Genomic DNA, 12,906 nt, shown 5'->3' on the forward strand with positions numbered 1-12,906 from the left:
CTTCACTGCGGGATGATCGCGTATATCTCAGGCGACGGCTGTCTGGAGATTGCGACGCTGGAATGACTCACAGCGCGTGGGTTCTGGCGTGGCAGTCGGCCGCAGGACATCGTGCGCGAATCCGCGACCCGAAGTGGCTTGAGCAGCAATGGTCGCGCACCATTCTGCATTACAAACCGCGGGCGGTGAAGCCAACCCCGGGTACTACCCGCCTGGTGTCCGAAAAGGAAGAAATGCGCCGCGCAACATGGACGTCCAGGCTGAGTGCCGTCGAAGCAGCGCTTGAGCTTCATGACACAGGTACTCGATGCATGCTCACCGAACTCGCGGAGCGCGCCGGTCTGTCGTACTGGTCGACGCGCTACCTGTTACGGACAGTGCCAGCCCTCCGGGAGAAACTGCGCCTGTTGTCTTCCAAATGCGACCATTCACAGGAGATCCGTTTTGAGCGTGCAGCGCAGGAGCTTCATGCTGTCGGGGTGCCGCTGTCTGGGGACTCGCTACTACGGGAAGCCCGGATGGGACATAACTCGCAAAACCGGAAACTTGCACGTGAATTTTTATCCGGCATGGAGGCCATCCGTGCGCTCCCCGCACCGAGGCAACCCTGAGCCGCCCCCCCGGCCGGGAACCGCTAGGATTTGCATTTGATCCTGCGCAGCCGCATCACTGCCGGCGGCAGCGTTCCGGAAATCTGGTCAGTGCCGCTAACACCCATGGCAGTGGTCGCACACGACGCTGGCTATGGTTTTCTCGATCATCTCGAGAGTGCGGTCTTAATCGGCGGGTTGAGCTGTCGGATCTACGAGGCACTCATAGGTCGATCGCAGGATGCTACGCGGGCGGCATCGATTGCAGACAACCGCCAGATAGATGACGTCGATCGTTCTGGAAACGAAGGTCCCTTCGTCGACGGATTCGTTCTCCAAATACGCAAGATGAAACTCGCTCATATCGACGGGGCCGCGGCACTTGGCGCAGCTTTCGACAGGACCCACCCCCGGGTGACAGATTGGCACGTTCTCTTCCGTCATAACTTCGTCGCGGCGTACTCCCCAGACAGCGCTTGGAGCAGTAACACTCGAGACCGTAAGTATCGATGATGTCAACCTCGGGCAAGGCTTTGCTGAAGTCCACGCGCTCCCATCCCCGTGAAATATTGAACATACTCTGCCAGATTCGCCTGAAACATGTAAAACACTCGTACTCGTCGTCCACGATCGTGTCCATGGCTACCTCGTCAAATCCGGGATTGATCAACCATGTTAGGCCAGATATTTGCCGGCGGTTGCGCGCATCCGTCCACGGCGTGATAACGGGTGTTATCACCGCCACGCTTCGCGGCCCGGAAACGGACGACAGGTTGCTTGCTGTGTCCCCGCTAAGTTCAAACGTCGTGGTGCCAGCTAACTAGAAATGTCGCATTTGACTTGCCGTTTTTTGTTTTTATTTGAGGTTTTGGGGTGGGGCGGCGAAGCCGCCCCCCGTCCCTCCGTCCTGTTCGTGCTGACTTCGAGAATCGCCTGATTGATGTCGGCAACCCCGATTGCGCGCTGCTTCTTCAGACCTACCAGCGCCTTCTTTGCCTGAACCTGCTCGCCGCAGTGCGTGCGCGATGGTGAGCCCGCCGCACGCCGATCATCGCGGATGGCCTGTACGCGGCGTGCGACTTCCAGTGCGTGCGCGAGGCGCTTGTTCTCGATCTCCGCGCCCTGATCGATCCGCGTGATGCGGTCGTATTGACGGTAGGGCAGTGCCGCACCACTGGCCTGCACCTCGATCACGCCATCGGGATACTCGACGACCTCAACATATTCATGCATAAGCCCCCGGCTTACGGGCGTGTCATCGAGCAGGTACAGCACACGGTCATACTGCACCGTCAGCGCATTCGAGATCCTGCGCGGCACACGATAGGCCAGGATCTGCCGCAGATCCTCGTCGGCGTGCAGCGGCCGGTGCGCATCGTAGTCGCTCCTGGGTGGCTTGCCGAACCGCCGGTTGAAGTCAGCGATGAAGGAGGGCGCATACGCATTCGCGGCTTCCCGCGTGCTGATCCCGCGCAGCCTCAGCTCCTTGACCAGCCGGTCCTGCAGTGTCTGGTTGGCGCGTTCCACGCGTCCCTTGGCAAAAGCAGTCAACTGCACGCGATCTGACCGATGAAGCACAGTTATTCCGGGTCACGCATCCCTTCCATCCGTTGTATGGGCGAGAGTTCGCGCTTGCGGATCGGCGCAACACTTGGGGAGAAGACCGCGTCTACTTCCACGACGACCGCGGTGACCTGAAACGTATGCCGGCAGCCTGGACGAGCGCCGCGGCGCCCAATGCATTCGAGACGGTTTCGGCGGGGCGATCGCATTTCCGCATCGAAGATCTGTTGCAGTTGACCATGCTAATTGCGCGGTACAGAGAAACAAGCAGACAAGCCAAAAGGCGGGCAGGCAGGCGCAAGCTGTCAAGCAAATAATGCCATATGTGTAAAATAAATTATGCCATTTTCAGAAACCGATGTGCTTCGTCTCGGACCAGAATAAGTGTCTATCCGTTCTTCTACGGGGAGTGCCTGACGGAGTTCTCGAAAATCACCTTGACATCGGCTATATATGGGCATAATTTACATTACATATGACTCGTACACGAAAGCCCGATCCCAAACTCACTGCTCTCGAAGAGAGTGGCACGGTGAATCCGCGCCCTCATGACATCGATGATCCTGCCTTCATTGACAGCGACTTCTTCGATCCCCGGGATCTGGTTCAAGTCCGATACGAAATGCTGCGACGCGTACGCGTCGAAGGGCAAACCGTCGCGGATGCCGCCGCACACTTCGGAGTCAGCCGGCCGACCTTCTACAAGGCGCAGGCCGACTTCGAGCGCGATGGCCTGGCCGGTCTGCTGCCGGTCAAGCGCGGCCCACACGGACCTCACAAGATCACCGATGAGGTGATGCGCTTCATCGAAGAAGCGCGCGTGACTCACGCTGAGCCGGAAGTGCAGGAGCTGGTTGATCTGATTGCGGAACAGTTTGGCACGGCGGTGCATCGACGCACCGTGGAACGCGCCCTGGCGCGTTTGAAAAAAAAACTACGGTAAATCCTCCCGTAACGGCGCGCGATACCCAGTCCCTGAGCCAAAGCTACGAGATCTTGCGGCAGGAGGCTCTCGAGCCCGGCGGAGGTGGTCCCACTCTGATGCGTGGCCGTGCGCTGTTCATGTTCAAAGGCATGGCGATCTGGATGAAGTCTGTGACCGAAGCGTTTCCGTTTAGTCCATTACCGGTTGCGCGCCCGAGTGGGCTGAACCTGCCTGCCGGTCTCGAACAGAATCTGGTCGCCGTCGTGGCGACGATGGCAATTGCGACAGCGGAGGTGATGGCATGACCGATCAGACGCACGCGAAAGTTCAGGCCCGGCATCTGAAGAGAAACGCCTACCTGTATGTCAGGCAGTCTACGTTGCGACAGCTGTTTGAGAATACCGAGAGCACCGAGCGCCAATACAACCTGCGACAACGCGCGATTGCGCTCGGATGGCGCACTGATCAGGTGGTCGTCATCGACTCGGACCTCGGACTGTCTGGCGCGTCCTCGGTTGATCGCCGGGGTTCCAGCGCCCGGTCGCTGAGGTGAGCCTGGGCCGCGCCGGAATTGTGATGGGGCTCGAAGTGTCGCGCCTGGCGCGCAACTCCACCGACTGGCATCGGCTACTAGAAATTTGCGCACTGGCCGACTGTCTGATCCTTGACGAGGATGGCGTCTACGATCCCGCGCACTTCAATGACCGATTGCTGCTTGGCCTGAAGGGCACGATGAGCGAGGCTGAATTGCACGTCATGCGGGCACGACTGCGCGGCGGCATCCTCAATAAGGCACGTCGCGGCGAGCTGGAGACGCGCTTGCCCATCGGCTTTGTCTACGACACCGAATCGCGCGTTCGTCTGGATCCCGACGCACGTATCCAGGAAAGCATCCGTCATCTCTTCCGCACGTTTCGGCGCACCGGTTCGGCCACTGCAACCGTCAAGGCCTTTCGTGAGCAGGGCCTTCTGTTCCCGCATCGGGTCCATCACGGAGTTCGCAAAGATGATGTGCTGTGGAGCGAGCTCGAGCACTCACGCGTACTGTGGGTTCTGCATCATCCGCGGTACGCAGGTGCGTACTGCTTCGGGCGCACGCGCTATCGAAACCATCCCGATGGGCAGAAAGTCTCCGCCCGGCTGCCCTCTGCGGAATGGCTGTCGCTGATTCCCGACGCCCACGAGGCTTATGTGAGCTGGGAAGAGTTTGAACAGAATGTTCAGGTGTTGCGCGAGAATGCTCACGCACTGGGCATCGATCGGGAAAGAGGGGCACCACGTGAGGGCCCGGCGCTGTTGCAGGGCCTGGCGATATGTGCCAGATGCGGTGAGCGGATGACAGTGCGCTATCACGTCAAGGGCACACACAGGGTGCCGGACTACATGTGCCAGCGCCACGGCGTCAAACATGGGCGGCCGGTGTGCCAGCATGTTCACGGTGGCGAGCTTGACAAGGCCATCGGCAGGCTGCTCGTGGAGACAGTCACGCCGGTCACGCTTGAAGTCGCGCTTGCGGTACAGGAAGAACTCGAGAGCCGTTCTGACGAGCGCGACCGACTGCACCGCCAGGAGTTCGAACGAGCACGCTACGAGGCCGATCTGGCGCGGCGCCGCTATATGCAAGTGGATCCAGCGAATCGATTGGTCGCGGACTCGCTTGAATCGGAATGGAATCAGGCGCTACGCGCTCTTACCGAAGCTCAGGATCACTACGAAAAGCAGCGCGAAGCTGATCGCGCAGGACTTAACGATAAACAGCGTGCGAACATCATGACACTCGCCAGAGACTTCCCTCGTCTATGGAACGATCCGCGCACACCGGATCGCGAGCGAAAGCGCATGGCGCGACTGCTCATCGCCGACGCGACTTTGCTCAAGGGTGCAGACATCTGCGTTCAGATACGCTTTAATGGCGGCGCCACGCATACGCTACATGTGCCGCTGTCCAAGCCGGCGTGGATATTGCGGCAAACCCCTCGCGCAGTCATTGCCGAAATGGACCGGCTTCTCAACGAGTACACCGAGAGTGAAACGGCAGAGCAGCTTAACCGTCAGGGGCTCGCCTCCGGCTGGGGCAAGCGGTTTACTTCCAGAATGATCACGCGGCTTCGACTATCCCACAAGCTACCCAGTCATCATGACAGGCTGCGCGCACGCGGAATGCTCACCCTGGACGAGATCGCAGAGCGGTTGAACGTGATGCCGACGACAATCAAGACATGGCGTCGTGCAGGCCTGCTTATAGCGCATCGCTACGACGACAAGGGCGGCTATCTCTTCGAACCGCCCGGCGCCGAAGCGCCGGTGAAATTCCAGCACCAGGGAAAGACCCGTGGCCGACGCTCGGCCGCATAAACACCAACTCAACCGACCTATGAGGTGCACTATGCAGCGCAGCCCTTGGCCTGGCTCGAGTTCGCGCAGAACGCGTCGATGTTCAGTTCGTACAGGGCCCGGCCGAACTGCGTGACGCCTTTGCCCGCCGTCTCCGAGCGTTGCTTCACGTAGAAGACGCTGGCCTTGTCGCTGTAGAACGCCACCGGCTTGCCGTGCGCGCCCAGATACTTCGACAGTGCCTCGAAATAGCTGAAGGTCGACTCCGTCGCCGTGAAGTGCAGCGTCATCAGCCGTCCGGTCGCATCGTCAATGAATACCAGCAGCGTGCAGGCGGGCGCCCGGTCCTCGAACCAGTGGTGATCGCTGCCGTCGATCTGGATCAGTTCGCCCAGACAGGCACGGCGATTACGCGGCTGGTACACCTTCGGCGGGCGATCCCTGCGCGGCACCCACAGTCCCGCGGCAATCATCAGCGTGCGCACCGTTTCGACCGCCAGTTCGATGCCATGACATTCCCGCAGCTTCTCGCGCGCCAGCGTCGGCCCGAAATCCGCATGGCGTTCGCGGATCAGCGCCAGCGCCCGCTGCGCCTTGCCAGCAGGCAGCTGGTGATTGCCCGCACGCCCACGCTTGCCTGACACCGGCCCGGCCACGCCGGCCGCGTCGTAACGCAGCACCAGCCGTTCGATCTGGCGCACGCTCAACCCCAGGCGTTCGGCGGCCTGGCCCGGCTTGAGCCGGGCCTCCGTCACGGCCTGAATGACCTTCAGCCGATCGATCTCACGCATCGTCATCGTGATCGTCCCAGTCGCGTTCATCGCCGGCTCCCTGAGCAGATGTCCGGCGCTTAACCTACCCAGAACACGACATTTCTATTTAGCGGAAACCCGACATTTCTATTTGGGACCCACATGCTGCGCGACGGACATTTGCATTATGTCAAATTGTTGAACGCGCTCGAACAGTTGCTTCTTGAGTTGGCCGGCCAGGCCTGATTCGCCCAGAATCGACTCGGCATCCTTGCTTTGCACCTGCGCCAGCAGTTGATCGATCAGTTCGTCGGGGAACAGCTTCGGCGCCTTCGGGTTCTTGCTCTTCTTGGTCACTGTTGCTTCGGTCATAGGACGTTATTTCCGTTATCGTCTCATGACCTCGGCACACTAAAAATCTGACAGGCATCGGTGGATGCAACGCTCCCGTCGCTCATGCAGCGTTCATTGTGTTGCATCCACCGGTTGAATCCGCCATTGTGCACTGACATTCAAGGGCATCCGCGTCATTGCGGAGGTGACGTCCACGCGACATACCGCACGACAATATGCGTCGCTTCGAGGATTATGTGGCCGCCCGCAAGTCATACATATGTGAAGCGATCGGGTATATCACTAGCCTCGATAGCTTCGACAGCTCCAATCTGCAACTGATCTTCGAGTCGTCGGAAAACGTATCAAGAAACCTGAGAATTCTCAAAGTCGTCTTTGAATACTTCTCGCGCAACCCGAAAGCTGTCGATCGCCGCGGGGATCCCCGCGTAGATTCCGGTTTGTAGAAAGACTTCACGGATCTCTTCCTTTGTTACCCCGTTGTTGAGAGCCCCCCGAATATGAAGCCTCAGCTCATGCGGACGGTTAAGGGCTGTCAACATTGCCAGATTGAGCAGGCTGCGTGTCCGCCTATCCAGCCCTGGCCTACTCCACACCGCCCCCCAGCAGTACTGGGTGACGAGTGTCTGCATCGACATGTTGAAGTCATCCGCATTCGCCATGGCGGAGTCGACATACGCGTCACCCAGCACCTCTCGGCGGATCTTCATACCGGTTTCAAATAATTCCTGACTCATGCGAATCTCCTGTTCGGATATGGGGCGTGGCAGTCTCACGACTTCTAATGCCCTGCCCCGTTATCGAAATCTGCGCCAAACTTCTCGAATCGTTGATGAGGAGATCCGTAAAATCAATGAGCCTTGCTTGCTGTGGCGACCCATTGATCGAATTGAGACTGGTTGCTCGCGATCCACGCATCCGAAAGCTTCTTCACAACGCTCACGGACCCGCCATCCTTACTGATCGCGCCTTCCCATTCAGACCACGTTGCGAGTGGAAACCGGATTTGCTCGATCAGGGCTTTGACCGCGGGATTCGCCGCCAGAAATGCCTTGTTTGCCACCGTGTCATAGTTCCACGAGCCCATCGCCATTCGGCACGGATTGGCTCCGCCAGCGCAGCCGACCACTCCATTGACCAATGCCGTACCGCGGTTCGGGATATTGGGCGGAAGCGCGTCCTGTGGAGTGGGCAACCATACGACATCGGTGCCGGGTTTCAAAGCATTGGTCATCCACGATGGACTCCATGCGTAGTAAAACGCAGGTTTCCCGTTTTGCACCTTCGTAATGACGTCTGCCATGAGGGCTTCGTACTTGCCTCGCACGGGACTGACTGTCTGCTTCAAGCCGAACTTGTCGAGCTGATAGTCCACGACGACGCCGCAACTCCAGGCAGGATCGCAACTGATCATTTCCGCCTTGCCATCGCGGCCGAACAGCCCAGCGATTTTCGGATCCTTCATCTGCTCCAGATTCGTAATGTTGTGAGCAAGCGCAGTTTTCCTGTCGACGAGATAGCCGTTGATTCCTCCACCGATGATCATGCCGTCACCGACCACCGCCGCCTGCTGCGCGATCGCGCGAAACCCCGGCTCGCGCTGAGGCAACGTCACGTCTGTTGCCAGGTCCATGTCACCTTGCGCGACCGCTTGAAAAAACAACGTCGTATCCATGGTGCTCAGCCGGACGTCGTAGCCGAGTTTCTTGAGGGCCTGCGACGTTATCTGAGCGACTACGTAGTTCCCGCCAAGACTGTCATCTTGCGCGTAGCGTATGGTCTTTCCACTACCCGGAAGTGTCTGCGCGCCCACCGTACCGGCGAACAAAAAACCGGTCGCAACCGCAGCGATCACTTTTGCCAATGCGTTCATTGATACTCCTCCATCGTTCAAATGTTCATTCGTCGAATGACACAACATGCTCCCGGGAAACCCGTTGCTGCACTGATGCACGCCCTTACAGCGCTTCACGCGCATCGCCGGGCGTATGTGCCTCCTCGTGACCTCCCCGGAAAAAGCGCTTGAGGACAGTGCGAAAATGACGCTGCTTGTCAGGTTGTTTTTTGGCGATCTTCTGCGAAAAGCGATCGAGCATCATCGCGAGCAGGACGATCGCGATCCCTCCTACCGCCGCACGTCCTACGTCCAGCCGCCCCAGACCTTGCAACACCACCAGTCCCAATCCGTCCGCGCCGATCATCGATACAACGACCGACATCACCATGGCTGTCAGTACGGTCTGGTTGAGTCCCCCCAGAATCGTCGGCATCGCGAGCGGCAATTGCACTTCCCATAGGAGCTGCCACTTGTCCGCACCAAAGGCCTTACCCGCCTCGACGATTTCGGTTTCAACCATCTTGATTCCAAGATGCGTGAAACGGATCAGTGGTGGCATGGCCGCTGTCACGACGGCAACTTCTCCCGGCACAGTACCGACACCAAAGAGCATCACGACTGGCACGAGATAAACAAAGGTTGGCGTGGTTTGCATGATGTCCAGTACAGGCTGCACCACCATCCACACGCGTGGACTGCGCGCACATAAAACTCCGATCGGAATGCCAAGTAACGCGCAGAAAAGAATGGCCGTCGCGATAAGGGACAGTGTTGTCATCGCCTCGGTCCACACTCCGAGCATGGCGATGACAACAAGGACCACACAACCAAATAACGCCACGCGCAAACCCGCCAAACGCCAGAACACGGCAAAGGTGAGCGCTACGAGCACAGGAAAAGGCACGGCATGGAGAATGCTGTCATTGAAGTTCAGCAATTGCTCGACTGGCCATCGAATCGTCAGAAACAAAGGCCGCAAGTGAGTGGCCATCCAGTGGACGCATTCCTGAATCCACTGATCCACCGGGAAAATTGCAAGCTGGTCAGCACTAAGCATGATGTACCTCTGCGCCACTGCCGGCGCCAATTCTTGCGAGAACTTGGCTCGCGTCCAGAAGTCCGATGAGTTTGCCGTCTGTGTCGGTCACCCCGATCGGACTCCCCTGACCGCACTGGTGTGCCACGTCCACCAAACGCGTCGATGCGGAAACACATGCAAACCGCCTGTCTGGTTCAGGGATGGCTCGACCGTCACGCGCCTGCGCCATTTCGGAGCCTGTCAGGACCCCAAGCACGCGCTCTTCGGCGTCGAGCACGAACCCTGGCCCTTGCCCAAGCGGGCTCGCTGCCATGAGGATCCGGCCCGCATCTCGCCACACGGGTGATAGCGCCGTCATGACGGAGCGCGCGTCGAACAGTCGCGCACGGTCCACCTCACGCGTAAATGCGGCGACGTAATCACTTCCCGGATCCAGTACGATCGACTGCGGTGAACCTTCACGCACCACCCGTCCCTCTGACATGATGGCGATGCGTGTACCGAGCTTGAGCGCCTCCTGGAAGTCGTGCGTAATGAAGAGAATCGTTTTGTTGAGGGTGCGCTGCAGGCGAAGCAGTTCCTCCTGCATTTCGGTGCGAATCAGTGGATCGAGCGCGCTGAACGCTTCATCCATGATCAGGATGTCGGCTTCCGTCGCGAGCGCGCGGGCGAGACCCACACGCTGGCGCATACCGCCACTTAGCTCATGCGGCATGTGGTACGCCCACTTCGACAGCCCCACCACAGCGAGTACCTCCTCAGCACGTCTTCGACGTTGTGCCGCTGGCATCCGCCGAAGCTTGAGACCAAACTCGACGTTCTCAATCACGCGCCTGTTCGGAAGCAACGCGAAATGCTGAAAAACCATCGAAATCCGGTTTCGCCGTACTTCACGCAACTCCTTGTCTCCCAGCGCGCAGAGATCCTCGCCATCGAGCAGGATCCTGCCCGCGCTCGGTTCGTGAAGCCGATTGATGCAACGGGCAAGCGTCGACTTTCCTGAACCCGACAGACCCATGATCATGTAGATCGCTCCGGAAGGAACGCTTAGCGAGACGTCATCGAGACCGACGACGTGCCGCAGCTTCTCCAGCACATCAGCGCGACATTTTCCGGCGCGCAACATGGCGAGTGCAGGTTCGGGCCTGTCGCTGAAAATCTTGTAGAGATGTTCGATTACCAGGCGCTCGGTCATGACTGCGTCTCCTCGAGTGTCGTCGCATGATGTGCGAATCCGGGCCGCGGGGAAAAATCGGTCGGCACCAGAATGCGGTTCTCCGCACGCTCGATGTATTGCGCGAGTCGCGGCACAAATGCCTGCCACTGAGGGTCTTGCGCCAACTCGCTGCGCCGGCGGGTTCTGTCTTCGAGGCTCGCATAGGCCCACATGTGTGTAACCTGGCTCAGCGTGCCGATTTCTGTCGTGAAGTATCCGATCAGTCGGCCCAGTATCCGCTGCTGGATTGCAATCCCCTCGTTGCGCACGAGATCGAGGTAGCGCAGCATTGCGCCGCTTCGGATGCTGTAAATGCGCTCTTCCACTACCATGGTCAACTCCTCGACATAGCTTCTGCAAAGAAACGACGCAGCAAGGTTCCAACGAGCTCTGGCGCTTCAATCAGGATCGAATGACGTAAGCCCGGCAAGATCTCCAGTTGTGAGTCTTCTATGCATTCGTGCATGTACCGCGCCATCCTTGGGTTCGAGCCCTGGTCGTCCTCACCCGTGGCAATCAAGGTCGGAACGCGAATCTGGTCGATGAGGCCACCGAAGTCCGTCTCAGCCAGAACACGGTATGCGGCCGCATAGCAATGCGGATCGTTCTCTGCATTGCGCTTGCGCAGATAGGCGACCATCTCCGGATTTCTCGCCTGAAAATCTTCCGTCAGCCAGCGTGATAGCGATGCGTCGTAGTGCGCGCCACGCTCACCATTCTGCAAAGCGGCAAGCCGCTCCAGCACCCGGCTGCGCTCTTCTCGCGTACGGCCCGACACCGTCGCGAGCAAAGCGAGCCCACGCAGACGTTGCGGATGCGAGAGCGCCATGCGTTGCGCGATCAGTCCTCCGAGAGAGAATCCCGCGAGGTTGAACGTCTCGAACCCCACGTGATCGGCGAGTGCCAGCGTGTCGTCGACAAACTCATCGATCTCGTAGCGGCCCAGGATGTGCGACGACTCACCATGGCCACGCAGGTCGAAGGTCAGGATGCGGAAGTCATCGCACAGATGCGTGGCAACGCCCTCCCATGCCTCCAGATAGGAGCCGACACCATGAATACAGATCAGTTGCCGTGCGCCACGTCCCTGCAGCCGGTAGTTGAGTTCGACACTGCCGGCTTTCAGGCGACCTTGCGTGACGACGTCGTCATTGACAGGTTTGCGAGTCAGCATGTTGGTCCGCCTGCGAGTGTCAGGTTGCGTACTGCGCCTCGCGTGTGCGCGCGGCGAAATGGGGCATCACTTCATCGATGAACAGTCGCAACGTCTTGACCTGGAGTTCAAACGGAAGGTTGAACGTGAGTCCGAGGCAAAACTGGTCGACGCCCTGCGCTTCGTAGATCTCGAGTTTGCGGATGACCTCATCCGGGGTGCCGAACATCAGGTTTTCGCGGATGGCCGCGGGATCGTAATTGGCGCGATTGACCACGCTCTCGTATGGAACGGCTTCCGGAAAGCCGTTGGTGACGGTGCCGATGTTCTGCATGAGATTCTCAAACGTTCGTCCGTAATCGACGCTGTGCCGCACGGCTACCTCCCAGTCTTGCGGCCGGTCGTAGAGGCAGGTTCGGCGCTGCATCATGAACCGCGGACGCGCGCGCTCCGGATGATCCGCGACCGCCTTGCGAAATTTCTCACCGAGAACGGCGACCTCTGAAGCCGGTGCCGAGAGCGGCGTCGACAGGATATTTGCGCCCACCCCCACCGCCCAGTCGAAACTTCCAGGATCACGGGTTGCCACCCAGATGCGCGGATGCGGTCTTTGCAACGGCTTCGGCACCGAGGTCGCGAGCGGAAATTTCCAGTACTGGCCATCGTGTGCGTAGTCGCCCTGCCAGAGCTTCATGACGGCAGGAACCAGCTCCTTCATATAACCCACGCCTTCCTGTTGCGGGATGCCGTCCGCCATGCGGTCGAACTCGTACTGGTATGCGCCACGTGCGATGCCGAATTCAAGTCGGCCGCCGGTCAGGTGGTCGCACAATGCGGCTTCGCCAGCGAGCCGAATCGGTGACCAATAGGGCGCCACCAATGTAGCGGTACCCAGCCGGATATTTTCCGTGTGCTGGGCAAGCCAGGTCAGGGTCACGAACGGATTGGGCGAAATCGTGCACTCGATCGTGTGGTGCTCTGCCGTCCAGAGTGTTTCGAAGCCGCCTTCATCGGCGATTCGCGCGAGTGCCAGCATATGGGTCACTGCGTCATTCATCGTATCGTTCGGCGAAAAGCGTTCCATGCTGAGCGAAACCGCGAATTTCATATCAAGCTCCTGAGAACATGTGTTGAACGCGTCAC

14 protein-coding genes and 3 pseudogenes are annotated in these 12,906 nt (G+C 59.1%); 7 read left to right on the plus strand and 10 right to left on the minus strand.

Annotated features, from left to right (window positions below):
- The first annotated feature begins 62 nt into the window (after positions 1–62).
- Both G5S42_RS08410 and G5S42_RS08415 read left to right on the plus strand, forming a co-directional pair.
- Positions 63–611 carry a hypothetical protein gene (locus tag G5S42_RS08410; protein WP_176106342.1) on the plus strand — a complete coding sequence of 183 codons (549 nt, stop codon included), beginning with the start codon at positions 63–65 and terminating at the stop codon, positions 609–611.
- 36 nt (positions 612–647) lie between these two features.
- Positions 648–1,103 carry a hypothetical protein gene (locus G5S42_RS08415; protein ID WP_176106343.1) on the plus strand — a complete coding sequence of 152 codons (456 nt, stop codon included), beginning with the start codon at positions 648–650 and terminating at the stop codon, positions 1,101–1,103.
- A gap of 303 nt (positions 1,104–1,406) precedes the next feature.
- Here the strand turns inward: G5S42_RS08415 and G5S42_RS08420 are convergent.
- Positions 1,407–2,129: pseudogene (locus G5S42_RS08420) on the minus strand (transposase family protein); the annotation flags it as partial.
- Here G5S42_RS08420 and G5S42_RS45720 point away from each other — a divergent pair.
- From G5S42_RS45720 to G5S42_RS08440, 5 genes are all read left to right on the plus strand, one after another.
- A complete protein-coding gene (locus tag G5S42_RS45720; RefSeq protein ID WP_376776868.1) occupies positions 2,096–2,470 on the plus strand; it encodes a DUF5372 family protein in 375 nt (124 codons plus the stop codon). The pseudogene G5S42_RS08420 and the gene G5S42_RS45720 overlap by 34 nt on opposite strands.
- A gap of 215 nt (positions 2,471–2,685) precedes the next feature.
- A complete protein-coding gene (locus tag G5S42_RS08430) occupies positions 2,686–3,096 on the plus strand; it encodes a helix-turn-helix domain-containing protein (protein WP_312883543.1) in 411 nt (136 codons plus the stop codon).
- 143 nt (positions 3,097–3,239) lie between these two features.
- Positions 3,240–3,383 carry a hypothetical protein gene (locus G5S42_RS43785; protein WP_217709843.1) on the plus strand — a complete coding sequence of 48 codons (144 nt, stop codon included), beginning with the start codon at positions 3,240–3,242 and terminating at the stop codon, positions 3,381–3,383.
- The gene (locus G5S42_RS43790; RefSeq protein WP_217709863.1) at positions 3,380–3,631 is read left to right on the plus strand and encodes a recombinase family protein; all 252 of its coding nucleotides are present in this window, start codon (positions 3,380–3,382) and stop codon (positions 3,629–3,631) included. The genes G5S42_RS43785 and G5S42_RS43790 overlap by 4 nt, the downstream gene beginning before the upstream one ends.
- A gap of 23 nt (positions 3,632–3,654) precedes the next feature.
- Positions 3,655–5,433, plus strand: coding sequence for a recombinase family protein (locus G5S42_RS08440; RefSeq protein ID WP_246391872.1), 1,779 nt, complete (start codon positions 3,655–3,657; stop codon positions 5,431–5,433).
- Positions 5,434–5,474: 41 nt separating this feature from the next.
- Here G5S42_RS08440 and G5S42_RS08445 read toward each other — a convergent pair.
- From G5S42_RS08445 to G5S42_RS08485, 9 genes and pseudogenes are all read right to left on the minus strand, one after another.
- A pseudogene (locus G5S42_RS08445) lies at positions 5,475–6,233 on the minus strand (ISNCY family transposase); the annotation flags it as partial.
- A 132-nt stretch (positions 6,234–6,365) separates the two neighbouring features.
- Positions 6,366–6,536, minus strand: a pseudogene (locus tag G5S42_RS08450) (IS256 family transposase); the annotation flags it as partial.
- A gap of 326 nt (positions 6,537–6,862) precedes the next feature.
- Complete coding sequence (pcaC, locus tag G5S42_RS08455) at positions 6,863–7,255, minus strand: 4-carboxymuconolactone decarboxylase (protein WP_176106345.1); 393 nt, start codon at positions 7,253–7,255, stop codon at positions 6,863–6,865.
- A 113-nt stretch (positions 7,256–7,368) separates the two neighbouring features.
- Positions 7,369–8,391: a glycine betaine/L-proline ABC transporter substrate-binding protein ProX gene (gene proX / locus G5S42_RS08460; protein WP_176106346.1), complete on the minus strand. Its 1,023-nt coding sequence runs from the start codon at positions 8,389–8,391 to the stop codon at positions 7,369–7,371.
- A gap of 85 nt (positions 8,392–8,476) precedes the next feature.
- The gene (locus G5S42_RS08465) at positions 8,477–9,412 is read right to left on the minus strand and encodes an ABC transporter permease (protein ID WP_176106347.1); all 936 of its coding nucleotides are present in this window, start codon (positions 9,410–9,412) and stop codon (positions 8,477–8,479) included.
- Positions 9,405–10,589 carry a quaternary amine ABC transporter ATP-binding protein gene (locus tag G5S42_RS08470; RefSeq protein ID WP_176106348.1) on the minus strand — a complete coding sequence of 395 codons (1,185 nt, stop codon included), beginning with the start codon at positions 10,587–10,589 and terminating at the stop codon, positions 9,405–9,407. Before G5S42_RS08470 ends, G5S42_RS08465 begins: the two co-directional genes overlap by 8 nt.
- Complete coding sequence (locus G5S42_RS08475; protein ID WP_176106349.1) at positions 10,586–10,942, minus strand: NIPSNAP family protein; 357 nt, start codon at positions 10,940–10,942, stop codon at positions 10,586–10,588. Before G5S42_RS08475 ends, G5S42_RS08470 begins: the two co-directional genes overlap by 4 nt.
- A gap of 2 nt (positions 10,943–10,944) precedes the next feature.
- Entirely contained in the window at positions 10,945–11,784 is an 840-nt protein-coding gene (locus G5S42_RS08480) for an alpha/beta fold hydrolase (RefSeq protein WP_008919381.1), read from the minus strand.
- Between the two features lie 19 nt (positions 11,785–11,803).
- Complete coding sequence (locus tag G5S42_RS08485; protein ID WP_176106350.1) at positions 11,804–12,871, minus strand: LLM class flavin-dependent oxidoreductase; 1,068 nt, start codon at positions 12,869–12,871, stop codon at positions 11,804–11,806.
- Positions 12,872–12,906: the final 35 nt, after the last annotated feature.

This window comes from Paraburkholderia youngii (assembly GCF_013366925.1).
In the GTDB taxonomy this organism is placed as follows: domain Bacteria; phylum Pseudomonadota; class Gammaproteobacteria; order Burkholderiales; family Burkholderiaceae; genus Paraburkholderia; species Paraburkholderia youngii.

Excerpts from the sequence above, each read along its gene's own strand:
- G5S42_RS08480 (WP_008919381.1), bottom strand. The coding sequence starts at position 11,784 with ATGCTGACTCGCAAACCTGTCAATGACGACGTCGTCACGCAAGGTCGC.
- pcaC (WP_176106345.1), bottom strand. The coding sequence starts at position 7,255 with ATGAGTCAGGAATTATTTGAAACCGGTATGAAGATCCGCCGAGAGGTG.
- G5S42_RS43790 (WP_217709863.1), top strand. The coding sequence starts at position 3,380 with ATGACCGATCAGACGCACGCGAAAGTTCAGGCCCGGCATCTGAAGAGA.
- G5S42_RS08440 (WP_246391872.1), top strand. The coding sequence starts at position 3,655 with ATGGGGCTCGAAGTGTCGCGCCTGGCGCGCAACTCCACCGACTGGCAT.
- G5S42_RS43785 (WP_217709843.1), top strand. The coding sequence starts at position 3,240 with ATGAAGTCTGTGACCGAAGCGTTTCCGTTTAGTCCATTACCGGTTGCG.
- G5S42_RS08485 (WP_176106350.1), bottom strand. The coding sequence starts at position 12,871 with ATGAAATTCGCGGTTTCGCTCAGCATGGAACGCTTTTCGCCGAACGAT.
- G5S42_RS08475 (WP_176106349.1), bottom strand. The coding sequence starts at position 10,942 with ATGGTAGTGGAAGAGCGCATTTACAGCATCCGAAGCGGCGCAATGCTG.
- G5S42_RS08465 (WP_176106347.1), bottom strand. The coding sequence starts at position 9,412 with ATGCTTAGTGCTGACCAGCTTGCAATTTTCCCGGTGGATCAGTGGATT.
- G5S42_RS08470 (WP_176106348.1), bottom strand. The coding sequence starts at position 10,589 with ATGACCGAGCGCCTGGTAATCGAACATCTCTACAAGATTTTCAGCGAC.
- G5S42_RS08410 (WP_176106342.1), top strand. The coding sequence starts at position 63 with ATGACTCACAGCGCGTGGGTTCTGGCGTGGCAGTCGGCCGCAGGACAT.
- proX (WP_176106346.1), bottom strand. The coding sequence starts at position 8,391 with ATGAACGCATTGGCAAAAGTGATCGCTGCGGTTGCGACCGGTTTTTTG.